At 71.6% G+C, this 24,280-nt stretch carries 25 protein-coding genes; 13 read left to right on the top strand and 12 right to left on the bottom strand.

Annotated elements, in window-relative coordinates; genetic code table 11:
- The first annotated feature begins 47 nt into the window (after positions 1–47).
- On the top strand, positions 48–887 hold the full coding sequence (locus AC3AOF_RS16575) for a carbon-nitrogen hydrolase family protein (protein WP_236989809.1): 840 nt from the start codon (positions 48–50) through the stop codon (positions 885–887).
- A 109-nt stretch (positions 888–996) separates the two neighbouring features.
- Positions 997–1,470 (top strand): DUF1178 family protein, encoded by a 474-nt coding sequence (locus AC3AOF_RS16570; protein ID WP_488345925.1) that lies wholly within the window; start codon positions 997–999, stop codon positions 1,468–1,470.
- Positions 1,471–1,709: 239 nt separating this feature from the next.
- On the opposite strand, the gene AC3AOF_RS16565 is transcribed toward AC3AOF_RS16570, so the two are convergent.
- Positions 1,710–3,923 carry a cation:proton antiporter domain-containing protein gene (locus AC3AOF_RS16565; RefSeq protein WP_488345924.1) on the bottom strand — a complete coding sequence of 738 codons (2,214 nt, stop codon included), beginning with the start codon at positions 3,921–3,923 and terminating at the stop codon, positions 1,710–1,712.
- A 230-nt stretch (positions 3,924–4,153) separates the two neighbouring features.
- Between AC3AOF_RS16565 and AC3AOF_RS16560 the strand changes: the two genes are divergently transcribed.
- On the top strand, positions 4,154–5,227 hold the full coding sequence (locus AC3AOF_RS16560) for an alpha/beta fold hydrolase (protein ID WP_488345923.1): 1,074 nt from the start codon (positions 4,154–4,156) through the stop codon (positions 5,225–5,227).
- Between the two features lie 91 nt (positions 5,228–5,318).
- Here the strand turns inward: AC3AOF_RS16560 and AC3AOF_RS16555 are convergent, their stop codons facing one another.
- The gene (locus AC3AOF_RS16555) at positions 5,319–5,507 is read right to left on the bottom strand and encodes a hypothetical protein (protein WP_236989813.1); all 189 of its coding nucleotides are present in this window, start codon (positions 5,505–5,507) and stop codon (positions 5,319–5,321) included.
- Positions 5,508–5,674: 167 nt separating this feature from the next.
- Here AC3AOF_RS16555 and AC3AOF_RS16550 point away from each other — a divergent pair, with 167 nt between their 5' ends.
- Complete coding sequence (locus AC3AOF_RS16550) at positions 5,675–6,013, top strand: hypothetical protein (RefSeq protein ID WP_236989814.1); 339 nt, start codon at positions 5,675–5,677, stop codon at positions 6,011–6,013.
- A gap of 7 nt (positions 6,014–6,020) precedes the next feature.
- Here the strand turns inward: AC3AOF_RS16550 and AC3AOF_RS16545 are convergent, their stop codons facing one another.
- On the bottom strand, positions 6,021–6,545 hold the full coding sequence (locus AC3AOF_RS16545) for a disulfide bond formation protein B (RefSeq protein ID WP_488345922.1): 525 nt from the start codon (positions 6,543–6,545) through the stop codon (positions 6,021–6,023).
- A gap of 11 nt (positions 6,546–6,556) precedes the next feature.
- The gene (locus AC3AOF_RS16540) at positions 6,557–7,138 is read right to left on the bottom strand and encodes a YqaA family protein (protein WP_236989816.1); all 582 of its coding nucleotides are present in this window, start codon (positions 7,136–7,138) and stop codon (positions 6,557–6,559) included.
- A 293-nt stretch (positions 7,139–7,431) separates the two neighbouring features.
- On the opposite strand from AC3AOF_RS16540, the gene AC3AOF_RS16535 reads away from it, so the two are divergent.
- A complete protein-coding gene (locus tag AC3AOF_RS16535; RefSeq protein WP_236989817.1) occupies positions 7,432–7,731 on the top strand; it encodes a hypothetical protein in 300 nt (99 codons plus the stop codon).
- A gap of 125 nt (positions 7,732–7,856) precedes the next feature.
- Here the strand turns inward: AC3AOF_RS16535 and AC3AOF_RS16530 are convergent, their stop codons facing one another.
- From AC3AOF_RS16530 to AC3AOF_RS16520, 3 genes are all read right to left on the bottom strand, one after another.
- Positions 7,857–9,047, bottom strand: a complete 1,191-nt coding sequence (locus AC3AOF_RS16530) for an MFS transporter (protein ID WP_236989818.1) — start codon at positions 9,045–9,047, stop codon at positions 7,857–7,859.
- 88 nt (positions 9,048–9,135) lie between these two features.
- Positions 9,136–11,322, bottom strand: coding sequence for a protein-disulfide reductase DsbD family protein (locus AC3AOF_RS16525; RefSeq protein ID WP_488345921.1), 2,187 nt, complete (start codon positions 11,320–11,322; stop codon positions 9,136–9,138).
- A gap of 68 nt (positions 11,323–11,390) precedes the next feature.
- On the bottom strand, positions 11,391–12,302 hold the full coding sequence (locus AC3AOF_RS16520) for a LysR family transcriptional regulator (RefSeq protein ID WP_488345920.1): 912 nt from the start codon (positions 12,300–12,302) through the stop codon (positions 11,391–11,393).
- A 105-nt stretch (positions 12,303–12,407) separates the two neighbouring features.
- Between AC3AOF_RS16520 and AC3AOF_RS16515 the strand changes: the two genes are divergently transcribed.
- Positions 12,408–13,547 (top strand): DSD1 family PLP-dependent enzyme, encoded by a 1,140-nt coding sequence (locus AC3AOF_RS16515; protein WP_488345919.1) that lies wholly within the window; start codon positions 12,408–12,410, stop codon positions 13,545–13,547.
- A 234-nt stretch (positions 13,548–13,781) separates the two neighbouring features.
- On the opposite strand, the gene AC3AOF_RS16510 is transcribed toward AC3AOF_RS16515, so the two are convergent.
- Entirely contained in the window at positions 13,782–14,885 is a 1,104-nt protein-coding gene (locus AC3AOF_RS16510) for an asparaginase (protein ID WP_236989822.1), read from the bottom strand.
- Positions 14,886–15,086: 201 nt separating this feature from the next.
- Here AC3AOF_RS16510 and AC3AOF_RS16505 point away from each other — a divergent pair, with 201 nt between their 5' ends.
- From AC3AOF_RS16505 to AC3AOF_RS16495, 3 genes are all read left to right on the top strand, one after another.
- Positions 15,087–15,272, top strand: a complete 186-nt coding sequence (locus AC3AOF_RS16505; RefSeq protein ID WP_203154502.1) for a DUF3606 domain-containing protein — start codon at positions 15,087–15,089, stop codon at positions 15,270–15,272.
- A gap of 229 nt (positions 15,273–15,501) precedes the next feature.
- Entirely contained in the window at positions 15,502–16,074 is a 573-nt protein-coding gene (locus AC3AOF_RS16500) for a helix-turn-helix domain-containing protein (RefSeq protein ID WP_488345918.1), read from the top strand.
- Complete coding sequence (locus tag AC3AOF_RS16495; RefSeq protein WP_236990881.1) at positions 16,050–16,577, top strand: IS630 family transposase; 528 nt, start codon at positions 16,050–16,052, stop codon at positions 16,575–16,577. Before AC3AOF_RS16500 ends, AC3AOF_RS16495 begins: the two co-directional genes overlap by 25 nt.
- Before the next feature lie 206 nt (positions 16,578–16,783).
- Here AC3AOF_RS16495 and AC3AOF_RS16490 read toward each other — a convergent pair whose 3' ends face one another.
- From AC3AOF_RS16490 to AC3AOF_RS16475, 4 genes are all read right to left on the bottom strand, one after another.
- Positions 16,784–18,073: an amidase gene (locus tag AC3AOF_RS16490; protein WP_488345917.1), complete on the bottom strand. Its 1,290-nt coding sequence runs from the start codon at positions 18,071–18,073 to the stop codon at positions 16,784–16,786.
- Positions 18,074–18,076: 3 nt separating this feature from the next.
- Positions 18,077–18,922, bottom strand: coding sequence for a hypothetical protein (locus tag AC3AOF_RS16485; RefSeq protein ID WP_236989825.1), 846 nt, complete (start codon positions 18,920–18,922; stop codon positions 18,077–18,079).
- Positions 18,923–18,938: 16 nt separating this feature from the next.
- The gene (locus tag AC3AOF_RS16480; RefSeq protein WP_488345916.1) at positions 18,939–19,619 is read right to left on the bottom strand and encodes a DUF2848 domain-containing protein; all 681 of its coding nucleotides are present in this window, start codon (positions 19,617–19,619) and stop codon (positions 18,939–18,941) included.
- Between the two features lie 250 nt (positions 19,620–19,869).
- A complete protein-coding gene (locus AC3AOF_RS16475) occupies positions 19,870–21,189 on the bottom strand; it encodes an MFS transporter (RefSeq protein WP_236989827.1) in 1,320 nt (439 codons plus the stop codon).
- Between the two features lie 275 nt (positions 21,190–21,464).
- Between AC3AOF_RS16475 and AC3AOF_RS16470 the strand changes: the two genes are divergently transcribed.
- From AC3AOF_RS16470 to dut, 4 genes are all read left to right on the top strand, one after another.
- Entirely contained in the window at positions 21,465–22,079 is a 615-nt protein-coding gene (locus AC3AOF_RS16470) for a GntR family transcriptional regulator (RefSeq protein WP_488345915.1), read from the top strand.
- A 54-nt stretch (positions 22,080–22,133) separates the two neighbouring features.
- Entirely contained in the window at positions 22,134–22,784 is a 651-nt protein-coding gene (locus AC3AOF_RS16465; RefSeq protein ID WP_488345914.1) for an alpha/beta hydrolase, read from the top strand.
- A gap of 113 nt (positions 22,785–22,897) precedes the next feature.
- Complete coding sequence (locus AC3AOF_RS16460; protein WP_488345913.1) at positions 22,898–23,767, top strand: aldolase/citrate lyase family protein; 870 nt, start codon at positions 22,898–22,900, stop codon at positions 23,765–23,767.
- Positions 23,764–24,243 (top strand): dUTP diphosphatase, encoded by a 480-nt coding sequence (dut, locus tag AC3AOF_RS16455; RefSeq protein ID WP_236989831.1) that lies wholly within the window; start codon positions 23,764–23,766, stop codon positions 24,241–24,243. Before AC3AOF_RS16460 ends, dut begins: the two co-directional genes overlap by 4 nt.
- Positions 24,244–24,280 lie beyond the last annotated feature (37 nt).

Here is a 24,280-nt window from a genome sequence, read left to right as displayed (position 1 = left end):
CTGGCATGCCGTCGTAAGCTGGCCGGGTCTTCCCGGAGTTGCAGCCCATGACCGCTCCCCGCTTCGTCGCCGCCTGCGTGCAGATGCGCTCCGGCCGCGACCCCGCGCAGAACCGCGACGCCGCGGTGGCGGGCATCCGCGAGGCGGCGGAACGCGGCGCGCATTACGTCCAGACGCCGGAGATGACTTCGCTCCTCGAGCGCGACCGGCCGAGCCTTTTCGAGAAGATCCGCGAGCCCGAGCACGATTCGACCCTCGGGGCGCTGCGCGACGTCGCCCGCGAGCGGGGCGTCGTGGTCCATGTCGGATCGCTCGCGGTGAAGAACGGCGACAAGGTCGCCAACCGCGCCTTCGTGATCGACCGCGAGGGCGCGATCACCGCCGCGTACGACAAGCTCCACCTCTACGACGTCGATCTGCCGAACGGCGAGAGCTACCGCGAATCGGCCACCTATACCGGCGGCGCCCGGGCCGTCGTCACCGACCTGCCCTGGGGCCGGCTCGGCGTCGCGATCTGCTACGACGTGCGTTTCCCCGCCCTCTACCGGGCGCTCGCCGAGGCCGGAGCCGAGATCCTGTCGGCGCCCGCTGCCTTCACCCGCCAGACCGGCGAGGCGCATTGGCACGTGCTCCAGCGCGCCCGGGCGATCGAGACCGGCTCGTTCATGATCTCGGCGGCGCAAGGCGGCCGGCACGAGGACGGGCGCGAGACCTACGGCCACTCGCTCATCGTCGATCCCTGGGGCAGGGTCCTGGCCGAGGCCGACGGCAACGAACCCGGCGTGATCCTGGCCGAGATCGACATGGCCCTCGTGGCCGATGCGCGCGCCCGCATCCCGGCCCTGCGCCACGCCCGTCCGATCGTGATCGAGACCGCCGGCGCCTGACCGGCGTCACGGCCGACAGGCTTCCCTTGCGGCCGGATTTCCGCCACACGGAGGGTTCGCAGCGTCGCAGCCCCTCGCAGCCGCTGGCCCGGTCACCGATATCCTCCGCATGATCCGCTACGCCCTGTCCTGCGATTCCGGCCACAGCTTCGAGAGCTGGTTCCCGTCGAGCGAGTCCTACGACGAGCAGGCGCTGGCCGGCTTCGTGACCTGTCCGTTCTGCAACAGCCCGAAGGTGGCCAAGCAGATCATGGCGCCGTCGCTCGGCCGCACGGCGAACCTTCCCGCTCCGGTCGAGGCGCCGAACGTGCCCGCGGCGCCGGCCCCCGCCGAGGCGCCGGTCAGCCTGGTCTCCGAGCCCGAGCGGCAGCTGCGCGCGATGATCCGCGCCCTGCACGAGCACGTCGCCCGCACCGCCGACCATGTCGGCGAGAACTTCGCGACGGAAGCCCGGAAGATGCATTACGGCGAGACCGAGCAGCGGGCGATCTACGGCGAGGCGAGCCTGACCGAGGCGCGCTCGCTCCTGGAGGAAGGGATCGCGGTACAGCCGCTGCCGTCCTTGCCGGATGACCGGAATTGAGTTGATCGGGTCGTTGGTCTGTCAGAGCTTATTTGACTCACTCGGACTGCATCGGCGGGTACATTTCTGTCCATGCCACAACCTCATCCTGAGGTGCCGCGTAACGGCCTCGAAGGAGGGCTCCAGAAATCTCAGCGAGACCTGGAGCCGTCCTTCGAGGTCAGTCGATCTTCGATCGACTAACACCTCAGGATGAGGTCGCGGAGCGGATAAAATCTGCCGATCGGTCAAACAAGTTTTCAGCTCGCCAAGAACAGCACCGAGCGGTCCGAGGCCTCCAGCACCGTCTCGGCCAGCGGCCCGAACGCCGCACCCTCGCCGGAGCGGCGGGTGACGCCCATCACGATCAGATCGTGATCGCCGGCCCGGGCTTGGCGCAGGATCTCGTGCTCGGGCGCCCGCGTGGCGCGGACCTGGGCGTGCGCCTGCAGACCCGCCTGTTCGGCGAGGTCGAGCACGTCGCGAAGCGCCTGGGACTCCCCCGTGCCCAAGCCGGTGAGGCGCCGCGTCCCGGCGGCCTCCGAGAGGAATAGGACCGTCAAGGGTGCGCCCGCGCCGCGGGCCAGGGTGACGGCGATCTCGGCACCGCGCCGGGCGGCCCGGGTGCCGTCGATCACCGCCAGGACCGAGAGGGCGGCGCGCTCCGGATCGTCGCGGTGGGACCCCCGCGCCGCCGCGATGGCGAGCGGCCCGTCGAACCGCTCCGCGGCTCCCGCCACCGCGTCGGCGAGGCCGCCATCCGGCGCCACCGTGGGGTCGATGCCGACGATCAGGAGGTCGTAGCCCTTGGCGGCCTCCTCGCCGACGGCCTCCGCGGCGGGCGCCTCGCGGACGAGTTCCGTCACCTCGACCGCCCCGGATTCGTCGTTCTCGTCTCCCTGCCGCGCGCGCCGCGCCGCCTCCGTCACCGCTCCGGCCAGGACGGCCTCGTCCGTCGCCGCTCCCAGCCGCACCACCGTCACCGGCATCCCGCGGGAGCCGGCGACGAGGCCGGCGAGCCGGGCGGCGAAGCGCCCCTTCGGGCCGTCATCGGCGGCGACGAGCAGGCGTTCGAGGTTGGCGACGAAGCCGCTTTCCTCCGCCGCCTCGCGTTCCAGCCGTTCCTTCTCCTCGCCCTTCAGCGGCAGACGGTGGAGCGCCCAGCGCAAGGTCGGCGGCATCGCCAGGGTGGTGATGAGTGCCATGGCGACGATCATGGTGAACAGGTCCTGGCTCAGCGCCCCCATGCCGAGCCCGATCGAGGCGACGATCACCTCGGTCGAGCCGCGGGCATTCATGCCGCAGGCGAGCGCCAGGGATTCCGACCGCCGCAGGCCCCCCATCAGCCCGCCCGCGAAGGCGCCGGCGAACTTGCCGAGGCTCGCGATGGCGATGAGCCCGAGGGTGAGGAGCAGCAGGCGCGGGTCGCGCAGGATGGTGAGGTCGGCGCTCAGGCCCGCGAGCCCGAAGAAGATCGGCGCGAACAGGGCGGTGACGATGCCGCGCAGCTGCCCGTCGATGCGCTTGGTCAGGATCGGCGACTGGCCGACGAGGAGGCCGGCCACGAAGGCGCCGAGCACCGTGTGCACGCCGATGGCTTGCGTGATGAGCGCCATCACCCCCATCAGCACCAGGATCGCGGTGATCACCGCGGCCTCGCTCCGCAGCGAATCGTTGGCCCAGCGGATCAGCCTGAAGACGAGGCGGCGCCCGACCGTGAGGCTGATGCCGAGGAAGACCAGCGTGCCGGCGAGGCTGCGACCGATCTCCCACGGGTCGATCGTGCCGGCTTGGGCCAGGCTGAAGATGACCGCGATGATGACCCAGCCGATCGTGTCGTCGATGATCGCCGAGGCGACGATGACCTGGCCGACGTTGCGGCGCAGGAAATTCATCTCGCGCACCACCATGGCGACGATCTTGACCGACGAGATCGCGAGCGCGGTGCCGAGGAAGAGCGCGGTGACGAGGCGCAATTCCGGATGCGGCAGCATCGCTTCGGGCAGGAACCAGCCGAGCAGGAAGCCGCAGCCGAACGGCACCGCGACGCCGGTGACCGAGACGCTCAGCGCTGCCCGCCGGACCCGGCGCACCAGGGCGAGGTCGGTCTCCATGCCGGTCATCAGCAGAAGGAGCAGGATGCCGAGCTGGGCGATGCCGTCGAGGAGCGCCTTCTGGTCGCGCCCGGGCGGAAACAGCCAGTGTTGCGCCTCCGGCCACAACGCCCCGAGGAAGGAGGGACCGAGCAGGATGCCGGCGAGCAGCTGGCCGATCACCGCCGGCTGCCCGATCCGCAGCATCGCCTCGCCGAGCAGGCGCCCGACGGTGAGGAGCAGCACGATCTGGACGACGAGCACCACCTCGGACGGGCCGCCGCCCGAGCCGATCCCGGCTCCTTGAGCGGTGCCGGCGGTGAGGATCGCCGAGAGGGTCGCGGGGACGAAGAGCGCCGTGCTCGCTCGGGCAAATCTCACGCGGCCAAATCTCGGCCGGGCGAGCCCGCCGGGAGGGGAGGGCGGAGGGGCGCTGGTCTCTCGCACGCGGGTCTCTCGTGTCCTCTCGCTTCGAGCGAGCGACAACCTGGGGGCGTTTGACCGGTTCCGCTTGCCCGGCGCCGGTTGCCCGCGTGGGTCGGGAACGCGATACTCGCCGGGCTCGTCCAACAAAACTCTTCCAACAAGGACGATGCTGCGGAGGAAACCCGATGCGAGCCTTGAGGCTGCTGCGAACCGCGACCGCGGGCGCGGCCCTGTCGTTGATCGCCCTCGCGGCGATCGCCGCCGATTACCCGGCGCCCAAGGAGGGTGACTGGACGATCAAGGACTTCACGTTCCACACCGGGGACGTCCTGCCGGAGCTGCGCCTGCACTACACCACGATCGGGGATCCGAAGGGAGAGCCGGTGGTCGTCCTGCACGGCACCACCGGCTCGGCCGCCAGCATGCTGACGCCCGGTTTCGCCGGCGAGCTGTTCGGCCCCGGTCAGCCGCTCGACGCCGCCAAGTACTACATCGTCCTGCCCGACGCGATCGGCCACGGCCGATCGTCGAAGCCGTCGGATGGATTGAAGGCGAAGTTTCCGCGCTACAATTACGACGACATGGCGGAGGCGCAGTACCGGCTGCTCAAGGAGCATCTCGGCCTCAATCACGTCCGCCTCGTCATCGGCAACTCGATGGGCGGCATGCACACCTGGATCCTGGGCGTGAAACATCCCGGGTTCATGGATGCCCTCGTTCCCATGGCGGCGCAGCCGAGCGAGATGGGAAGCCGCAACTGGATGCTGCGCCGGCTCCTCACCGAGACCATCCGGCGCGACCCGGCCTATGCGGGTGGCGAGTACACGACCCAGCCGCCCACGCTGCGGGTCGCCAACGTCTTCTTCGCCCTCGCCACCAGCGGCGGCACGCTGGCGCTGCAGAAGCAGGCGCCGACCGGCGCTCTGGCCGACAAGCTCGTGGATGCCCGCCTGGCGCAGCCGTTCAACGCGGATGCCAACGACTACATCTACCAGTGGGATTCGTCGCGCGGCTACAATCCCTCTCCGGGCCTCGAGCGGATCGAGGCCTCCGTGCTGGCGATCAACTCCGCCGACGACGAGCGCAACCCGCCCGAGACGGGGATCATGGAGCGCGAGATGAAGCGGCTGAAGAACGGGCGCCTGTACCTGATCCCGGCCAGCCCCGAGACGTCCGGCCACGGCACCACGGGTTTCGCCCGTTTCTACAAGCAGCAGCTCCAGGATTTTCTGCAATCCGCGCCGAAGCGAGCGATGTAGGTCATCCGCCGCGGACGCATGGCTCCTGCCGCGGCGGGGCGCACCGCACGCGACGCGGGCGCCTCAGGCGCGGGAGATCGACGGGCCGGAATTACGTGCCGGCCTCCGGCTCGATCGCATGCCCGCGGCGATCGAGCCGGATCATCACGAGGGAGGCCGCGGCGGCGCTCGCCAGGCCGGCCGCCCCGGCGGCGAGGCCCGCGACCGTCAGGCCGCCGTCGATCGACCAGACGGCCGCGGTCATCGCCGCGCCGATCGCCGCCGTCATGGTAAAGAACATCCATCGTCCTCCAGCTTCCGGAGGCAAGTCGTCAAGCTCTGCTAGGTTCGTTCGGCGCTGCCGGTGTGGTGTGCGAATCCTGAACGGCTTCGCCGAGGGCCCGAGGAGATCGTTAAGGGATCGGCGCCTAGGCTCGCCGATGGTCAACCGTTCCTGAGTAACCGACCGTGTCCTTGCGTTCCAACCTCACCCTCGCGACGATGGCCGGCCTCGGCTTCGCCACGGTGTGCGCCGTCTGCTCGGCGCAACTCGACCGGGAGCCGCCGCGCCCGCCCCAGCTCGTGGCCGCGGCCAAGCCGATGCCCCTCGACGAGCCGGTCACCACCGGCTCGATCGTGCCGGCACCGCCCGCCGCGAAGGTGGCCCGGCTCGCCAAGATCGAGCCCAGGATCGAGCCCAAGCCCGAGCCGAAGAAGGTCGCGAAGCCGAAGCCCGAGCCGGCCCTCGATTCCGAGCGCCTGGCCGCGCTGCTGGCCGAGCCGACGGTGATGAAGCCGAAGCGCTGACTGCCCGTCAGGCGCGGCGCAGCGCCCGCCCTGCGGCGGTGCCTGCGAGCGCCGCCAGCGCCAGCGCGATCAGGACGTTGTAGCCGGCGAGCGAGATCCCGAGGAAGCGCCAGGCCGCCGCGGTGCAATCGACCGGGTGGGTGGCCTCGAGGGACTTGAGGAAGTCGTTCACGCCGGCCGGCGCCGGGCCGGCGCCGCCGCCGCAATCGCTCGGGCCGGGCCAGAAGCCCCACTCGGCCCCGGCGTGGTAGGCGCCGAGCCCGGCCCCGACCAGGAGGATCACCGCCACCAGTCCCAGCAGCAGGCCCGCGATGCGTCGCGGCAGCAGCAGGGCGGCGGCGAGCAGCGGCAGGGCGAGGTAGTAGGGCTGGCGCTCGGTCAGGCAGAGCTTGCACGGCACGTAGCCGAGGCCGTGCTGGAAGATCAGCGCGCCGCCGACGGTCGCGGCGGCGCCGACGAGAACCAGCAGGGCCGCCGGCCGGGGGGCGGTGAGCCGCGCGGCGAGGGCGGGCGCCGGAATCGCTTGGGCCATGGCGAAAAGCCTCAGAACAGGTAGCGGAAGCCGACGAAGCCGAGGATGCAGACCGCCCCGAAGACCGCCGCCACGGCGTTCAGGTGCCGGTCGAGCACGGTGCGGATGCCGACGCCGTAGCGGCCGACCAGTCCGGCCAGGATGAAGAACCGCAAGCCCCGGGTGATCAGCGACAGGACGATGAACCAGAACAGGTCGTAGCCGGCGAAGCCCGACGTGATGGTGACGAGCTTGTAGGGGATCGGGGTGAGACCCTTGAGCAGGATCACCCAGTGCCCGTAATGCGCGTAGGCCTCCCGGAAGGCGTCGGCGCCCTTGTCGAGCCCGTAGAGGTGGAACAGCCAGGCGCCGATCGAATCGTAGAGCAGCGCCCCGATGGCGTAGCCGGCGATCCCGCCGAGCACCGAGGTGAGCGTCGCGATCAGCGCGTAGGTCCAGGCCTTCTCGGGCCGGGTCACCGCCATCGGCACCAGCATCACGTCCGGCGGGATCGGGAAGAACGAGCTCTCCGCGAAGGAGACCGCGCCGAGCGCGTAGGGGGCCGAGGGGCGCGCGGCGAGCGCGAGGATCCACTCGTAGAGGCGGCGCAGCATCGTGGGAAACACCCGTCCGGGATGAGGTCGCGGCCCTTTGAGCACAGGATTGCGGCGCTGGCGAGGGCATCGGCGATAACCCCCGACGGGAGGGCGGCGAGGCAGAGGAGAGGCGTCGATCCGCATCGTCCGGCTAGGACAGTGCGGCCGGGATACGCCGGGTCTCCCGACCGAAAGGATTAAGCCTGATGTCGAGGGTGCGTATTTTCTTGACGGGATTGTGCGAGTCCGTCCGATCACCGCCACGATCGACACTCATCGATCGTCCCGTCCTCCACCGAAGGCCCTGCGTGATGTCGCCCCTGCGTTCGCTCCTCGTCCTCGCCCTGCTGGTCGCTGGCGCCGCTCCCGCCCTGGCGGCGGAGGATACCGTCGCGCGCTGGCAGCGGGCCGATGCCGCCTGCGGCCTGCCGGCCTCGCCGCTCGCCGAGCAGGCCTGCGAGGATCGCGACCGCTACGCCACCGCCCTGCGCCGCCAGGGCTGGTGCGAGGCCCGTGCCACGACCGAGTACGATCATTGGGGCTGGCGGCGCTGTGCGCCGGCCGCGACGGCGCGGGCGATGCCGCGGCGACGGCCCCGCCCGCATGCCTGATCCGTCCCGCAAACGGAGGATGCGCCGGCCCTCCCGACGGCGTTAGGCTCCGTGTCTCTGGACCTCGACTTCGCGCCCCGCCCGGCCCCCGCCGGCGGGGCTTCTCTCGTCGGGAGGTGCCTCGCTCACCGGTCCAGCCGATGCGCCACCACGCCGGTTCCGGCGACCGCGAGCGCCAGCACCGCTCCGATCACCGGGAGGTGGCCGTACGGAACGCCCGCGGTGATCGCGATCCCGCCGAGCCAGGCCCCGATGGCGTTGCCGAGGTTGAAGGCGCCCTGGTTCACCGTCGAGGCGAGGTTGCGGGCGCCGTCGGCGGCGGTGAGCACCCGCATCTGCAGCGGCGCCACCAGGGCGAAGGCGAGGATGCCCCACAGGCCGATGAGCGCGGTGGCGGGCAGGAGCGCGGCGCTTCCCGGCACCAGGGCCATGAGCACGACCGCGAGGGCGAACCCCAGACCGATCACCGAGGGCATCAGCCGCCAGTCGCCGAGGCGGCCGCCGAGCCCGTTGCCGAGGGTGAGCCCGACGCCGAACAGCAGCAGCACGCCGGTGATCGCCGAGGGACCGGCGCCCGCCGTGGCGGCGAGCAAAGGCGCCACGTAGGTGAAGACGCTGAACAGGCTCGCCGAGGCCAGTACGCTCAGGAGCATCGCGAGCACGACCTGCGTGCGGCGCAAGACCCGCATCTCCGACAGGAGGCTGCCCCCGTCCCGGGCGAGGTCGCGCGGCAGCCAGGCCACCAGGGCGGCGGCTGCCACGAAGCCGATGCCGACGACGGCCCAGAACGTCGCCCGCCAGCCCAGCGCGTGGCCGAGCGCGGTGCCGAAGGGCACGCCGAGCACGTTGGCCAGCGTCAATCCGGTGAACATGATCGCGATGGCGCTGGCCTTGCGGTGCGGCGGCACGAGATCGGCGGCCACCACCGCGCCGAGGCCGAAGAAGGCGCCGTGGCAGAGCGCCGTGACGATGCGGGCGAGCATCAGCAGGCGGTAATCGGGCGCGAGCGCGCAGAGCGCGTTGCCGAGGATGAACAGGCCGACCAGCACCAGCAGCGCCCGGCGCCGGTCGAGGCGCGACAAGGCCACCGCCACCAGGGGCGAGCCGAACGTGACGCTGAGCGCGTACCCTGAGACCAGCAGGCCGGCCTTCGGGATGCCGACGCCGAGATCGGCGGCCATCTCGGGCAGGAGCCCCATGATGACGAACTCGGTGGTGCCGATCCCGAACGAGGCCGCGGCGAGCGCCAGGAGCGCGAGGGCCGTGGAACGCCCGGTGGCCGCGGCGGGGACCGCCCGTTCGATCGTCTGCTGCATCGCCGTCCTCATTGCCGCATCGCAGCATAAGGCGGGAGGTCGTGCCGGGTTCAGGCCGTTTCGCGCATGGCTGGCCTGAACCGGGGCCTCACGGCAGGGCCGCCCGCGGCCCGGTGCCGGCGGGGAGCGCCGCCAGGGCGTCGCGCAAGATCGCCTCGGTCAGGATCTGCGGCAGCACCGCGACGCCGCCCCGGCCGTCGTAGAGCAGGTAGAGCGGCACGCCGGAGCGGCCGTTGGCCTCGAGCACCCGGGTGATCTCCGGATTCTGGTTGGTCCAGTCGCCCTTGAGCTGCGCCACCTCGTGGGCCTTGAAGGCGTCCTGCACCGAGGCCGCCCGCAGGGTGGCGCGGTCGTTGACCTGGCAGGTGATGCACCAGGCCGCCGTCATGTTGACGAAGACCGGCCGGCGCGCGGCGAGGAGCGCGTCGAGCCGGGCTTGGGCGAACGGCTCGATCCCGTCGGCGCTCGCGACCGTGACCGGGCCGGCGCGGTCGCGGTCGAGCACCGCGACGAGGCCGGCGAGCCCGAGAAGGGCGAGGAGTGCCGCCACTTGTGCCCCGCGCCGGGCGAGGGGGCCGGCCACCCGGCCGCGCTCGATCGCCCAGGCGCAGAAGCCCACCAGCACGAGGCCGGTCAGCCCGGCCATGAGCCCGGCGGAGCCGACCTGCTGGCTCAGTACCCAGACGAGCCACGCCACCGTGAGGTAGAGCGGGAAGGCGAGAAGACCTTTGAGCGTCTCCATCCAGGCGCCGGGCCGCGGCAGGCGCCGGAGCAGGGCGGGCCAGGCCGCCAGCAGCGTGAAGGGGAGGGCGAGGCCGAGGCCGAGCGCCGCGAAGACCGTCAGCGCCACCGGGGCCCCCTGCGTCAGGCCGTAGCCGACCGCCGCGCCCATGAACGGCGCGGTGCAGGGCGTGGCGACCACGGTCGCCAGCACGCCGGTGAAGAACGAGCCTTCGAGCCCGGCCCGTCGGGTCAGGCCGTCGCCGAGGGCGGCCGCCCGGCCGCCGAGATGCCAGACCCCCGACAGGCTCAGGCCCATGGCGAAGAGCCCGTAGGCGAGGCCGGCCACCACCAGGGGCGATTGCAGCTGGAAGCCCCAGCCGATCTGCGCGCCGCCGGACCGGAGTGCGATCAGCAGGCCGGCGAGGCCGAGGAAACTCGCCAGCACTCCGGCCGCGTAGACGAGGCCGTGCAGCCGCACCCGGCCCGGGCTCTCGCCGGAATGGCGCACCAGGCTCAGCACCTTGATCGACAGGACCGGGAAGACGCAGGGCATCAGGTTGAGCAGGAGCCCGCCCAGGAAGGCGAGGAAGGCCGCCTGCCACAGGCCCTCGGCCCCCCCCGGCCCGGAGGCGGGCACGACCGGGACCGGCACCGCCGAGGACGCGACCGGGGGGGCCGCGACGGCGCTCGGTGCGGGCGTCGCCGTGCCGAGCGCATAGGCGCGCCGGATCGGGCCCGATCCGGTCTCCTCCGTGAAGGTCAGGACGCCGTCGGCTTGCGGAGCGGGCGCGTCGGCTGCGGCCTGGCTGCTGCGCTGGAGCCGCAGGTGCAGGCCGGTCGCGTCGCTCGTCGCGCCTTGCGCGGCGGCGTGTTCCAGGGCGGTCTCGGAATAGGGGAAGAACGCGACGTCGCGGGCCTGGAGGCCGGGCGCGTCGACGTCGAGCACCGGCGTGCCGCCATCGTCCCGCATCCGGACCGGCCAGGGGGCCGGCTCGGGCAGCCGCGCGCGGCCTTGCGCGAACAGGGCGGCGTTGCGCGGGTCGGGCCGCGGGCTGCTCCCGGCGGGCGCCACCGGCAGGCTCGCCGACAGGGTCGCCTCGCCCGGCACGCATTCGCGCTCGCAGACGAGATACGAGACCTTGGCCTTCAGCGGGACCGGCCCGGTGCCGAGCGTCTCCGGCGCGGTGAGCGGCACCGTCAGCAGCACCTCGCCCTCGTAGCCGAAATTCATCAGGTCGCCGACCGGGATCCGCTCCGGCGCCGGCCAGGCGATGCTGCCGGCGGAAAAGCCCGCGGGCAGGGTCCAGGCGATCTCCGGCGGCAGGCCGGAATCACCCGGATTGCGCCAGTAGACGTGCCAGCCCGGCTTCATCGTGAGTTTCACGCCGGCGGTGAGGGTGGCGCCCGGCGCGACGGCGCTCTCCTGCGTCACCAGCTCGGCCCGGACGAGGTCGGCGTATTTCGACGGCCGCGGCACCTGCGCCTCGGCGGCGCCGAGGGTGAAGCAGGCGGCGAGCAGGGGGAGGAGGAGGGCGAGGCGGCGGAGCGGCATCCGTCCGGGTTAGCCGGACTCTGCGGCGCTGGCGAGGCCGGCCGGATCGCGTTCGCGTGATGCGGCCCTCACACCCGCCAGGGAGCGGGGTCGAGGGCGGCGGCGAGCGCGTCGAGGAAGCGCTTGGTGCGGGCGGCGCGGGCGCGGCGGGGTGCGCCGAGGAGCGCCATCACCGGGGCCTCGGGCAGGGCGTGGTCGGCCAGCAGCCGGACGAGGCGCCCCGCCCGCAGGTCGGCGGCGACGTCCCATTCCGAGCGCAGGATGATGCCCCGGCCGGCGAGCGCCCAGCCGCGCACCACCTCGCCGTCGTTGCTGGCCAGCCGCGGCTCGATGCGGATCCGCGCCTCGGCGCCGCCGCGCCGGAAGCGCCACAGGGTCACGTCCTCGTCGTTCTCGCGCAGCGCGATGCAGGCATGGGCGTGCAGGTCTTGCGGGCTCGCCGGTTCGCCCCGATCCGCGAGATAGGCCGGCGCGGCGCAGACCACCCGGTCGTTGGGGGCGAGGCGCCGGGCGATCAGGCCGGGCGCCGCCTGGGCGATCGTGCCGACATGGACCGCGAGGTCGAAGGTGCCCTCCGGCACGCCGCCGAGGCGGTCGGACAGCATGAGGTCGATCGCGACCTGCGGATGCGCCGCCTGGAACGCCGCCGCGACCGGGGCGACGTGGCGGCGGCCGAAGCCGAGGGGCGCCACGATCCGCAGGTGCCCCACCACCTGCCCGCGCCGGGCCGCCAGGGCCTCGTCGAGTTCGCCGAGCGAGGCCAGGATGTGCCGCCCGCGCTCGGCGATCAGCTCGCCCTCGTCGGTGAGCGCGAGATGACGCCCGGCCCGGTCGACGAGGTGCACCCCCAGCCGCTCCTCGAGGGCACGCAGGCGCTGGGTGACCGCCGGCGGCGACACGTCGAGAGTCCGCGAGGCGGCGGCCAGCGAGGGCGCCTCGGCGATGGCGAGGAAGAAGCGGAGGTCGTCGGGTCCGAGCATTAAGGTATTCATTAACGCAGGAGGCAGGTGGCGTTAATGGCACAGGGCGCCCGTCCCGTGCTTCCTGCGAACCGGACTCGTCGCCACCGGAGGATGCACGCGATCATGCCTGAGCCGCTCGACACCCTGCAGACCCCCAGCCTGCTCCTCGACGAGGCGCGCCTGCGCGCCAATGCCGAGCGGATGCGCGCCCATCTCGCCGGCCTCGGGGTGCGCTTGCGCCCCCATCTGAAGACCGCGAAGTCCCTCGAGGTCGGCCGCATCGCCATGGCCTCCCCGGAGGGGCCGGCCATCGTCTCGACCCTGAGGGAGGCCGAATACTTCGCCGAGGGCGGCGTGCGCGACATGATCTACGGCGTCGGCATCGCACCGGCGAAGCTGCCCCGGGTCGCGGCGATCCGGGCCGGCGGCACCGACCTCGCGATCATCCTCGACAGCCTGGAGCAGGCGCAGGTCGTGGCGGCCCATGCCCGCTCCACCGGCGACGCGATCCCGGTCCTGATCGAGGTCGATGCCGACGGCCACCGCTCCGGCGTCGCGCCCCATGACGGCGACACCCTGGTGGCGATCGGCCGGACGCTCGTTGCGGGCGGCGCCGAGTTGCGCGGGGTGTTGCTGCATGCCGGCGACAGCTATTCCTTGCGCGATCCCGAAGCCCTGGCGGCAGCCGCCGAGAACGAGCGGGTCGCCGCGGTGACGGCGGCCGACGCCTTGCGGGCGGTGGGCCTGCCCTGCCCGGTGGTCAGCGTCGGCTCGACCCCGACGGCGCGATTCGCCCGCGACCTCACCGGCATCACCGAGGTCCGGGCCGGCGTCTACATGCTCGGCGACCTGTTCCAGGCCGGGGTCGGCTCGGTGGCGGTCGAGGACATCGCCGTCTCGGTGCTCGCCACCGTGATCGGCCACCAGCGGGCGAAGGGCTGGATCATCGTCGATGCCGGCTGGATGGCGATGTCGCGCGACCGCGGCACGGCGCGGCAAGCCGTGGACCAGGGCTACGGCATCGTCTGCGATACGGCCGGCCGGCCCTATCCCGACCTCATCGTCGCCGATGCCAACCAGGAGCACGGCATCGTCGCCCTGCGGAAGGGCGCAAGGGGCACACTGCCGGACCTGCCGATCGGTGCGCAAATCCGCATCCTGCCGAACCACGCCTGCGCGACGGGGGCGCAGTACGATCGCTACCACGTCATCGATCGCGAGAACCGCGTGACGGCGGTGTGGCCGCGCATCAACGGTTGGTAGAAGGCCGGTGGCGCTCGGCCTTGGTTGACCGATCGCGGACTCGATCCCACCCGCAACCTCATCCTGAGGTGCGACCAACGGGAGCCTCGAAGGAGGGCTCCAGAAATCTCGGCGATCTCTGAAAGCTCTCCTTCAAGCTTAGTCGATCTCCGATCGACTAACACCTCAGGATGAGGTGGAGGGTATGATATCTGAAAATTTCCTGCGGGTTGCGTCTCGCAACTCGGCAGGCGCTCAATACTCCCAGAAGATCCGCTGCAGCTCCTTGGTGTCGCCGGTCTTGGTCAGCGCGACCGCGGCCAGGATCTTGGCCTTCTGCGGGTTCAGGTCGTGGGCCACGACCCAGTCGTACTGGTCGTCGGGCTGCTCGGCGTTGCGCAGCACGAAGCCGTCGCCGACGCGCGAGGAACGGATGACGACCGTGCCCTTGGCCCGCAGGTCCTTGAGGGTATCGACGGCGTAGCCCGCCACCGAGCCGTTGCCGGTGCCGGCATGGACGATCGCCTTGGCGCCACCCTGCACGGCGGCCGTGTAGGCGGCCGGGTTCATGTTGCCCGAGCCGTAGACGATCGCGACCTCCGGCAGGGTGTCGATCGCGTCGATGTCGAACTCGGACGCCGTGCCGTGGCGCTTGACCGGCGCGCGGAACCAGTAGGTCTTGCCCTCGACCACCATGCCGAGCGGGCCCCACTGGCTGGTGAAGGCGCTCGGCTTGATGTTGACGCGCTTGGTCACGTCGCGCCCGGCCTGGATCTCGTCGTTCATCGTCACCAGCACGCCCTTCCCCTTCGAGGCGGGGCTCGCCGCGGTGGCGACCGCATCGGCGAGGTTGAGGGCGCCGTCGGCCGAGATCGCCGTCGAGGGCCGCATCGAGCCGACGACCACGATCGGCTTGTCGCTCTTCACCACGAGATCGAGGAAATACGCCGTCTCCTCGAGGGTGTCGGTGCCGTGGGTGATGACCACGCCGTCGACGTCGTCCTGCTTCAACAGGGCCGAGACGCGCTTGGCGAGCTGCACCAGCTGCGCGTTGGTGAAGCTCTCGGAGGCGATCTGGAACACCTGCTCGCCGCGCACGTTGGCGAGCCCGCTCAAGGACGGCACCGCGGCGATCAGCTTGTCAACCGGCACCTTGGCGGCCTGGTAGGTGGCGCTGTTGCTGGCATCGGCGCCGGCCCCCGCGATGGTGCCGCCGGTGGCGAGGATCACCACGTTGGCCTTGGCGGGAGTGGCCGGCGCGGTCGTCGCCGTTCCCGGCATTTCGCGGGCGAGGGCGGGGCCGGCAAGCGGCAGGCCTGCGAGCATCAGGGCCGCGAGGGCGGGGCGGAGACGGTGCATGGGTCGGAGCCTGGCAAGGAGGAATCGAAGGCCCGAGCGGGTACCAGCCTCGTGCCGTTCCCGCCAGCGTTGCGCGCGATGCCGCAGCGGCCCGAAGGTCGAGCCGGCAACTTTTCCAGGAATCGAGCGTTCTTCCGATACAAGACGCGGTGCGTCCCGTGCCAGCGGTGACTGGCTCACTCGACAGTTCAGGATTCGACCATGTCCGTTTCCCAGGACGCTCTCAAGCCGCGTTTCGCGCAGCATATCGACATCCATTGCCCGGATGACCGTGCCTATTGGGCGGGACATTTCGGCGTGAGCGGCGATGAACTGCGCAGTGCCGTGAAGCTGGTCGGCTCGCGGGTCGCGACGGTGGCGGCGCATCTGGGCCGTCAGGCGGCCTGATCTGTCGGAAGTTGGGCGCCGTGGGTCGTAATCGGTCCGCGGCGTTTTTTATTGGATTTTTTAGGCAACATCCGGCCCGTGATTGCCTCGACAGATTTTTGAGGCGATCCATTCCAGGGGTTTTCTCACGGTTTTCATACGATTTCCGTATGATTCGATCAGCTTAGCTGTGAACTGACGGGTGTGCTGGCGCATTTGTTGGGCATGCTGTTTGTCGAAGGAGGCGGCGATGGCTGGCCCGGTGGCCCACCTGAGCGTGTCGGAGTTGGCGGAGCGCTTCACGGCCTGCCGTGACGCGCGCACCGCCCGCCAGACCCAGGCGATCTGGCTTCTGGCCAAGGGCCACAGTTTCGCAGAAGCCGCCGCGGCGACCGCCTTCAGCGAACGCTGGGTGCGCCGTTTGTGCGAGCGCTACAACGCTGAGGGGGTCGAGGCGCTGGGTGATCGGCGCCGCCACAACGGGGCCGCGGCCAGCTTCCTGACGCCAGATGTCCTCGAGCGATTGCGTCAGCGCCTGGCCGAGCCGCCGCCGGACGGGGGCGTGTGGACGAGCCGCACGGTGGCGGACGTCCTGGCCCAGGACCTGGGGCGCGAGCAGGTGGCGGTGCAGCGCGGCTGGGAGGCGCTCAAGGCGCTGGGCTGGTCGCTGCAACGGCCGCGCCCGCGCAACCCGCGCGCGGCCACGCCCGAGGCTGCGCAGGCTTTTAAAAAAAGTTGGCGCAGGCCGTCGACGAGGAGGAGGCCCGTGAGCCGCGCCTGCCGGTCGTCGTCTACGCGATGGACGAGCACCGCCTCGGCCTGAAGCCGGTCACGCGACGGGTCTGGGCGCCGGCGGGAGAGCGGCCGGTGGCGCTGGGCCAGCATCGCTTCAAGTGGCTGCACGTCACCGCCTTCGTGGCGCCGGCCATGGGCGAGACGGTGTGGTACCTCTCCAACGGCCTGTCCAAGCCGTTCTTCGAGCGACTATTGGCCGACTTCGCGCGCGAGGTCGGAGCCGGCACGCGCTGCCGGGCGGTGGTGATGCTCGACAATGCCGGCTGGCACACGCAGCCCAATCTAAGCGTGCCCGAGGGTGTGCGGCTCGTCTACCTGCCGCCCTATACGCCCGAACTGCAGCCGGCCGAGACGTTGTGGCCGCTGGTCGATGAGCCGGTGGTCAACCGGTACATCGCCAACCTGGATGAGTTGGAACGCGTGGTCGAGCAGCGGTGCGCGACCTTAAGCGAACAGCCCGGCCTCATCAGCTCACGCACAAGCTTCCACTGGCTGCCCAAAACCGCAAAGCCAAAGCCCAAGCTGGCCTAATCAACCGGAAAGCGTATCATACCCTCATTGTCATTCCGGGGCCGCGAAAGCGGAGCCCGGAATCCAGACCCTCGGTTGATCGAGAATGAAGCGGAACGGGGGCCGCACTTTCCTGAATATGCCGCGGTTCTGGATTCCGGGCTCCGCTTTCGCGGCCCCGGAATGACGAGGAGGGTGAGAGGATCGTCGAGCGCGTAACGGAAGACTTACCCCTTCAACGCCGCCTCGACACCCGCCGCGATCTCCAGGAGTCGCCGGTCCTGGCCATGGCGCGCCAGCAGCATCAGGCCGACGGGCTTCGCCTGGCCCGGCAACGGTAGCGAGATGCCGGTGAGGTCGAACAGGTTCCCCACCATCGTGTTGCGCAGCATCAGGAGGTTGAGCCGCGAGAATGCCGCGTCGTCCTCCGCCACCGCGGCGATGCTCGGTGCGGTGATCGCGGTCGCCGGCAGGGCCAGCACGTCGAGGGGCTTGAGCCGCTCGTCGCCGGCCTCGATCAGCGCGGCGCGGGTCCGCATCATCCGGATATAGGCAGCGGCCGTCACGGTGCGGCCGCGGGTGATGCGGGCATGGACCCGCGGATCGAAGGCGGCTTCTTCCGCATCGAGCCAGTCGGCGTGGATTTCCGCCGCTTCCACCGCGGCGATCGGGCCCGCCGCGGTCGCCTCGGCCATGCGGGCGAGGAGATCGTCGAATTCGGTGTCGTGGATCCGGGCGCCGGTCGCGCTCAAGCGCGACAGGGCGGCCTCGAAGGCCTGCGCCACCACCGGCTCGGTTTCGGTGAACAGGAGGCCGCGGGGCACGCCGATCCGCAGGTCGCGCAACGCCGCCGCCCGCAAGGGACGAACTTCCTCGCCGGCCATCACGGCGTCGGCCGCCGCGCAGGCCTCGACCGAGCGGGCGAGCGGGCCGATCGAATCGAGCGAGGGCGAGAGCGGGAAGGCGCCGGCGAGGGGCACTCGCTTGGCCGTCGGCTTGAACCCGACCACGCCGTTGAGCGAAGCCGGGATGCGGATCGAGCCGCCGGTATCGGTGCCGATGGCGATGTCGGAGGTGCCGAGCGCCGCCGAGACGCCGGCGCCCGAGGAGGAGCCGCCCGGCACCAGGTTCGGGTCGGTCGCGTTGCCCGGATTGCCCCAATGCGGGTTGAGGCCCAAGCCCGAGAACGCGAATTCGGACATGTTGGTCTTGCCGACGATCACCGCGCCGGCCCGGCGCAGGCGGGCGACGATCGGTGCGTCCTGGAGTGCCGCTTGCGCCTTGCGCCGGAGCGACGAGCCGGCGGTGGTCGCCTCGCCCTGCACGTCGAACAGGTCCTTGATCGACACGATGGCGCCGTCCAGCGCCCCGAGCGACAGGCCGGCCTTGCGCCGGGCGTCGGCGGCGTCGGCGGCGGCGCGGGCGGCCTCCGGGTAGAGCCGGGTGAAGACGTGCCGGCTCGCCGGCGCCTCGATCAGGGCGAGGCGGCGTTCGAGGTCGTCGCGGATCGTGCTCATCACTTACGTCTCCAGGGAGGCAGGAAGGGGCGCAGGTCCTCGGCGGCTCACCAGCAGGATTCCGCCGTTCCAGATCAAGGTCGTCAGAAGGGCGAGCGACAGGGCCGGGACCGGCCCCAGCCGTTCGACCGTGAGGGCGAGGGCGAACAGGGCCGCCACGAAGCCGAGGAGCCCCGGCAGGCTCAAGACCAGCACCGTCGCGACCGCCGTCCCGCCGATGCGCGGATGCAGGATCACCGCCAGGCTCACCATCACGACGGGCGCGAAGGCGAGGATGCCCGCGGCGCCCGGCCCGGCGAGACGCCCGGCCAGCACCACGGCGACGACGAGGGCCATCACGATGCCGGCCCGGACCAGCACGTCGCTCGCCCGCTTGCGCCGCGCTGGCGGCGGGCCTCCTCGACGCCAGCGGTAACAGGCACCGATGCAAGCCAGGATCACCAGGATGGCGGCGAGACCGCCGCTCGCCAGACCGTCACCCATGAGACGGCCCAGCAGCAGCACCGCAGCGAGCCAGATCGCCAAAGCCGCGGTCAGCGAGGCCGCGACGCCGTGCCGGCGGGCCAGACCCGCATAGGCGGCGATGAACAGGGCGGTAGCGGCGATGGCCGGCAGGCTCGCCACCGCGCTGTCGCGCAGGAACCCCGCATCGTGGTCGAGGGCGAGGAACACGTAGGCCGGCCCGGCCGAGACCGGCAGGGTCGCGATCATCGCTCCGACGAGAGGCCCGGTCCGCTCGACCGCGAGCGAGGCGAGCACCACGATCGCGGCGCTCGCCAGCATCTTGGCCAGCAGCGCCGCCCAGAAGGCGGCACCGATACCGGCAAGGATTCCCGCGAGCGTCGTCACGGCCTCCATCGCGGGGTCAGGCCACCACGGGCAGCACGACGATGTCGTAGGCGTGGGTCAGGCTGCGGCCGAGCACGGGATCCTCCAGTTCCATCTCGAAGCGGTCGGCCGGGCGGATGCCGCCGATCGCCCCGAGGGTCCCGCCGAACATCACCGTGCCGGGCGGCAGATCCGGACCGCCGGGACGGCGCGCCATGAGATCGCCCGGGGTGCGCAACGCCGTCAAGCGGCCCTCCTGGTACAGCACCCGCTCGCCGCCGATGGTGGCGTAGGCGCGCAGGATCATCTCGTCCCAATGCGGCTCGACCTCGTCGAGGCGCCACAGGCCGGTGCCGACCGGCTTGCCGCAGAGCTGCTTGGAGAGCGCGATGCCGACCGTCTCGGCCTTGCGGTCGGTGTGGTCGGAGCCGAGCCCGAGCCAGAGCCCGTCTGCCAGCGACACGATCACCGGCTCGGCCTCGCCGGAGGAATCCGGTCCCAGCACCTCGAGGCGGGGACTTTGCGTGAGGGTCGCGGCGGCGGCCCGGTAATAGACCGGGACCGAGGAGGGCGGCGGCACGCCGATCGCCGCCAGTTCGTCGATGTGGTGGCGGATCGCCGCCTCGTCCCGCCCGGCCCAGCCGGCGATCACCAGGGATTCGGGGGAAAGGGCGATCACGTCCCGGCGGCCGGCGGCCTCGCGATGGAAGGTCAGCATGGTGTGGAAATCCTTTTATGTAATTTTTGTCTGAGAGCCTGTTTGACCCACTCGACAGTCCTGGCACCCACCGCCTCATCCCGGGCTCCGCTGCGCGGCCCCGGCATGACGCGGTGGATGTGAGATCCGTAGAGGTCGGTCAAAGAGGCTCTGATCCGTTCCGAAATCAGTAAAGCGTGAGATTCCCTCTCGTGTATGTGCGTGCGAGACGGGCTCTACATCTCTTCGGACAGGTCGAGTGAAGACCCTGTCACTCCGCCGGCGCCAGATCGGCCGAACTGTCCTCGCGCCAGCGGGCGAAGCCCAGCACCAGAAGGCCCGCCAGCAACTCGAATCCGGCGACGACGTAGAGCCCGTTGCTCGACGTGCCGGTGAGCGTGTTCGACAACCCGACCACGTAGGGGGCGACGAAGCCCGCGAGGTTGCCGATCGAGTTGATCGCCGCGATGCCGCCGGCCGCCGCGGTGCCGGCGAGGAACGTCTGCGGCAGCGACCAGAAGACCGGGAAGGCCGCGAGGATACCGATCGCCGCGACCGTCAGCGCCACGAAGGCCAAGACCGCGTGGCCGATGAGCGCGCCCGTGGCGGCAAGGCCCGCCGCGGCGATCAGGCTGGCAACCGCACAGTGCAGCCGGCGCTCGCCGGTGCGGTCGGAATGCGCGCCGGTCCAGACCATCGCGATGGTGCCGGCGATGAACGGCACTGCCGCCAGGAAGCCGATGGCGATGGCGCCCGAGACGCCGATCTCCTTGATGATCGACGGCGTCCAGAACGCGATCGTGGCGTTGCCGCTGACGATGCAGAAATAGATCAGGGCGCAGAGCCACACCCGGCCGTCGCGGAGCGCAACCTTGAAGCTCGCCTCCTTGCCGGCGGCCCGGCCCTCGGCCTCGACGATGGCCGTCATCGTGGCGGCGACCTTCGGGGACAGCCAGCGCGCGTCCTTCGGCCGGTCGGGCAGGAAGGCCAGCACCGCGGCGCCCGCGATCAGCGACGGGATGCCTTCGAGGATGAACAGCCACTGCCAGTTGGCGAGACCCGAGACCCCGCCCATCGTGCCCATGATCAGCCCGGCGAGCGGGCCGCCGACCACGCCCGCGATGGCGAACGAGGTCATGAACAGGCCGTTGATGCGCGAGCGCTTCGCGCTCGGGAACCAGTAGGTCAGGTAGAGCACCACGCCGGGGAAGAACCCGGCCTCGAACACGCCGAGCAGGAAGCGGATGGCGTAGAAGGCCCATTCCGACTGCACGAAGGCGAGGCTCATCGAGGCGAGCCCCCACAGGATGGTGATGCGCGCCAGCGTCTTGCGGGCGCCGATGCGCTCCAGCAGCAGGTTGCTCGGCACCTCGAACAGGAAATAGCCGATGAAGAAGATGCCGGCGCCGAAGCCGTAGACCGCCTCGCTGAATTTCAGGTCCGACAGCATCTGGAGCTTGGCGAAGCCGACGTTCACCCGGTCGATCCAGGCCAGGATGAACAGGAAGACCAGGAACGGGATCAGCCGGAGCGTCGCCCGGCGATAGCCCTCGTCCAATTCGTGCGCACTCACGGCATCCACCCTCGACATCGCTCTTCTCCCGCGGTCCGCGAACCGGCCGCCCGGCGTGTGGTTCTGCAAGTACCATGCCTGTGATATTTCACAAGCCGGTCCAAGTTGGCCGTACCCCGTGGTAGGGGGGGCGATGATCCGGCTCCCGGGAGGTATCTTCCGGGAGCCGGATCACGAGCCCGCGCGGCGCTTGAGCGGAGCCGACTTCCGCATCGCGAAGCGAGCGATCGGAAGTCGTAAGAGTGAGCGGAGCGGTGTCGGTGGCCAAAGCGCGTGCAGGTTCGTGCCCAACTGTGTCGCAGAACGAGCGCGCCTATCGGCGGCTGAAGGACGATATCGTCTCGCTGCGGCTGAAGCCCGGCGACGCGCTGAACGAGGCCGGCCTGTGCGCCGAGCTGGGGCTGGGCCGCACGCCGGTGAACCAGGCCCTGCACCGGCTGATGCACGAGGGGCTGGTGCGGATCCTGCCCCGCAAGGGCGTGCTGGTGCAGCCGCTCTCGATGGACGAGTTCGCCCACCTGATCGAGGTGCGCCGCCTCACCGAGCCGCCCTGCGCGGCCCTGGCCGCCGGGCGGATCGGCGAGGCGGCCTTGGCGCAGCTCGACGCCATCCTGGCGGCGCGACCCGACGACCTCGACGCGATCCTCGAATCGGACCGGCTTTTCCACGCCGTGCTCGCCGAGGCTTCCGGCAACCGGGTGCTCGCCGAGGTGCTGGCCGGGCTGCATGGCCGCTCGGTCCGGTTCTGGGCCCTGTCGCTCGCCACCGGCCACCACCTGGCGGAAGTGGCGGAGGAGCACGCTGCGATCCGCGACGCCCTGCGCCGGCGCGACCCCGATGCCGCCGCGGCGGCGATGACCGCGCATATCGATTCCTTCGCCCGCACCCTGGCATCGCGGCTGGCTTGAGCCGTCGTTCAAGGCTGCCGGTGCCGGACCGGCTTCGGGCGCCCGGAGACGGGCATGATGGAGACGGGCATGATGGAGACAGGCATGGCGGAGACGGCAGGATTCCACGTCGTGCGGTCCGGCGATGCCGCGCAAGGCCGCGCTCCCCTCGTCCTGCTCCACGGCAGCGGCGGATCCGAAAGGTCGCTGACAGGCTTCGGACGCCGCGTCGCCGGCGGCCGCGCCTGCCTCTTCGTGCGCGGCCGGGTGCCGTGGGAGGAGGGGTACGCCTTCTTCCGACGCCATCCGGATCGGACCCTCGATCAGGCCGATCTCGCGCAACGATGCGCGGAGTTCTGCGGTGTCCTCCGCCACCTCGGGGCGATCGGCGGCAGGCCGCCCGTCCTCGTCGGCTTCTCCAACGGCGCCATCATGGCGGTCGCCGCCCTTCTGGCGGCCCCGGCTCTGTCGTCCGGCGCCGTCCTCCTCCGGCCGCTCTCTCCGTGCCCGGGAGAGCGGTTTCCGGCGCTCGACGGCTATCCCGTCCTGCTGCTCGGCGCCGCCGCCGATGCGCGACGGCACCCGTCCGACACTCCCGCCCTTGCCGAACAGTTCCGGCAGGCGGGAGCCGACGTCGCCGCGCGGATCCTCCCCGTCGGCCACGGCCTGGACGAGGCGGGGGAGGATGCCCGCCTGACGCAGGACTGGCTGGCAGGCCGCGCCTGACGACCGGTGGCTCGCCCGGAGGGGATCCCGGGTTCGCACCGGCCCGTGCCCTATAGCCATCCCGCCCTTCCCCGGGGCATAGATGCGCCGCCATTCGGGGAGTCACGCGACCGATGACCGACATCCGCCCCCGCCGCAGCGCCCTCCTGGTGCCGGCCTCCGCGACCGCCCTCGCGGCGGCGCGATCCGAGCCCGCCGACGCGCTGATCCTCGACCTCGCCGATTCGCTGCCCCCCGCCGAGAAGGAAGCGGGGCGGCACCACCTCGCCGCTTCCCTCGCGGAAGGCGGGTTTGCCGCCGCCGAGCTGGTCGTGCGGGTCAACGGCCTCGACACGCCCTGGGGCGAGGCCGACCTCGCGGCGGTGGCGCAAGCCGGGCCCGATGCGGTGCTGGTGCCGCGGATCGAGGAGCCGGAAGACCTCGCCGGTCTCGGCAGCCGCCTGCGCCGCCTCCATGCCCCGGAGCGGGTGCGGGTCTGGGCCTGCCTCGACACGCCGCTCGGCATCCTCGCCGCGGAAGCCGTGGCGAGCGCGGTGCGCGACGTCGATGCGCGGCTCGCCTGCCTCGTCGTCGATGCCGGGGCGCTCGCCCGCGAGGGCCGGCTGCCGCCCGGCGCGCCGGAGGCCGGCCCGCTCCTCAATTGGCTCGCCACCGCGCTCGCCGCCGCCCGCGCCCACGACCTCGACGTGCTGCTCGACCCCGCCGACCGCCTCGACATCGGCCGCGCCCGCGGGCTCGGCTTCGACGGGGCGGTGGTGACCGCGCCCGCCGGCGCCCGCCGGGCCGAATCGGCCTTCGCGCCCGATCCGGAGGCGCTTGCCGCGGCGAGAGCCCTCGTCGCCGCCTTCGACGCGCCGCAGGCGCGGGGACAGGCCGGCATCGCCCATCTCGGCCGCACGGTGCTGCGGCGCGAGGCGGACGAGGCGCGCCGGCTCGTCGCCCTCGCCGAGGCGGTGGCGGCCCGCGCAGGAAGCAGGGCATGAGCGGCCTCGACGTCGCGGTCCGGATCCTCGATCCGCGCCTGCACGATTGGGGGTTTCCGCGATGGGGCTCGGCGCTCGCCGCCGGGCTCGACCTCCATGCCTGCCTCGACGCCCCCGTCACCCTGGAGCCGCAGGGCCCGCCCGCCCTGATCCCGGCCGGCTTCGCCCTGTCGATCCGCGATCCCGACTGGTGCGCGATGATCCATCCGCGCTCCGGCCTCGGCCATCGCGACGGGCTGGTGCTCGGCAACACCGTCGGGGTGATCGATGCCGATTACGAGGGCCCGCTGATGATCTCGGCCTGGAACCGCAACCCGCCGGGCACCGCCCCCCTCACGGTGCGGCCGGGGGAGCGCATCGCGCAAGCAGTCTTCACCCGGGTGGTTCGGCCGTCCCTGCGGGTCGTCGACGCCTTCCCGGAAGCCGAGGTCGGCGCGCGAGGCGCCGGCGGCTTCGGCTCCACCGGCCGCGGCTGAGGCTGCTTTTGGACGCGGTCGTCCATCCCCCGCGACT

Source organism: Methylobacterium sp. 142-1Y, assembly GCF_057747795.1.
This window is presented reverse-complemented; position numbering and strand designations above follow the sequence as displayed.

Excerpts from the sequence above, each read along its gene's own strand:
- AC3AOF_RS16475 (WP_236989827.1), bottom strand. The coding sequence starts at position 21,189 with ATGTCGAGGGTGGATGCCGTGAGTGCGCACGAATTGGACGAGGGCTAT.
- AC3AOF_RS16575 (WP_236989809.1), top strand. The coding sequence starts at position 48 with ATGACCGCTCCCCGCTTCGTCGCCGCCTGCGTGCAGATGCGCTCCGGC.
- AC3AOF_RS16505 (WP_203154502.1), top strand. The coding sequence starts at position 15,087 with ATGTCCGTTTCCCAGGACGCTCTCAAGCCGCGTTTCGCGCAGCATATC.
- AC3AOF_RS16525 (WP_488345921.1), bottom strand. The coding sequence starts at position 11,322 with ATGCCGCTCCGCCGCCTCGCCCTCCTCCTCCCCCTGCTCGCCGCCTGC.
- AC3AOF_RS16530 (WP_236989818.1), bottom strand. The coding sequence starts at position 9,047 with ATGCAGCAGACGATCGAACGGGCGGTCCCCGCCGCGGCCACCGGGCGT.
- AC3AOF_RS16540 (WP_236989816.1), bottom strand. The coding sequence starts at position 7,138 with ATGCTGCGCCGCCTCTACGAGTGGATCCTCGCGCTCGCCGCGCGCCCC.
- AC3AOF_RS16545 (WP_488345922.1), bottom strand. The coding sequence starts at position 6,545 with ATGGCCCAAGCGATTCCGGCGCCCGCCCTCGCCGCGCGGCTCACCGCC.
- AC3AOF_RS16510 (WP_236989822.1), bottom strand. The coding sequence starts at position 14,885 with ATGCACCGTCTCCGCCCCGCCCTCGCGGCCCTGATGCTCGCAGGCCTG.
- AC3AOF_RS16490 (WP_488345917.1), bottom strand. The coding sequence starts at position 18,073 with ATGAGCACGATCCGCGACGACCTCGAACGCCGCCTCGCCCTGATCGAG.
- AC3AOF_RS16460 (WP_488345913.1), top strand. The coding sequence starts at position 22,898 with ATGACCGACATCCGCCCCCGCCGCAGCGCCCTCCTGGTGCCGGCCTCC.
- AC3AOF_RS16520 (WP_488345920.1), bottom strand. The coding sequence starts at position 12,302 with ATGCTCGGACCCGACGACCTCCGCTTCTTCCTCGCCATCGCCGAGGCG.
- AC3AOF_RS16465 (WP_488345914.1), top strand. The coding sequence starts at position 22,134 with ATGATGGAGACGGGCATGATGGAGACAGGCATGGCGGAGACGGCAGGA.
- AC3AOF_RS16570 (WP_488345925.1), top strand. The coding sequence starts at position 997 with ATGATCCGCTACGCCCTGTCCTGCGATTCCGGCCACAGCTTCGAGAGC.
- AC3AOF_RS16495 (WP_236990881.1), top strand. The coding sequence starts at position 16,050 with ATGGACGAGCACCGCCTCGGCCTGAAGCCGGTCACGCGACGGGTCTGG.
- AC3AOF_RS16500 (WP_488345918.1), top strand. The coding sequence starts at position 15,502 with ATGGCTGGCCCGGTGGCCCACCTGAGCGTGTCGGAGTTGGCGGAGCGC.
- AC3AOF_RS16480 (WP_488345916.1), bottom strand. The coding sequence starts at position 19,619 with ATGCTGACCTTCCATCGCGAGGCCGCCGGCCGCCGGGACGTGATCGCC.
- AC3AOF_RS16515 (WP_488345919.1), top strand. The coding sequence starts at position 12,408 with ATGCCTGAGCCGCTCGACACCCTGCAGACCCCCAGCCTGCTCCTCGAC.
- dut (WP_236989831.1), top strand. The coding sequence starts at position 23,764 with ATGAGCGGCCTCGACGTCGCGGTCCGGATCCTCGATCCGCGCCTGCAC.
- AC3AOF_RS16555 (WP_236989813.1), bottom strand. The coding sequence starts at position 5,507 with ATGTTCTTTACCATGACGGCGGCGATCGGCGCGGCGATGACCGCGGCC.
- AC3AOF_RS16560 (WP_488345923.1), top strand. The coding sequence starts at position 4,154 with ATGCGAGCCTTGAGGCTGCTGCGAACCGCGACCGCGGGCGCGGCCCTG.
- AC3AOF_RS16535 (WP_236989817.1), top strand. The coding sequence starts at position 7,432 with ATGTCGCCCCTGCGTTCGCTCCTCGTCCTCGCCCTGCTGGTCGCTGGC.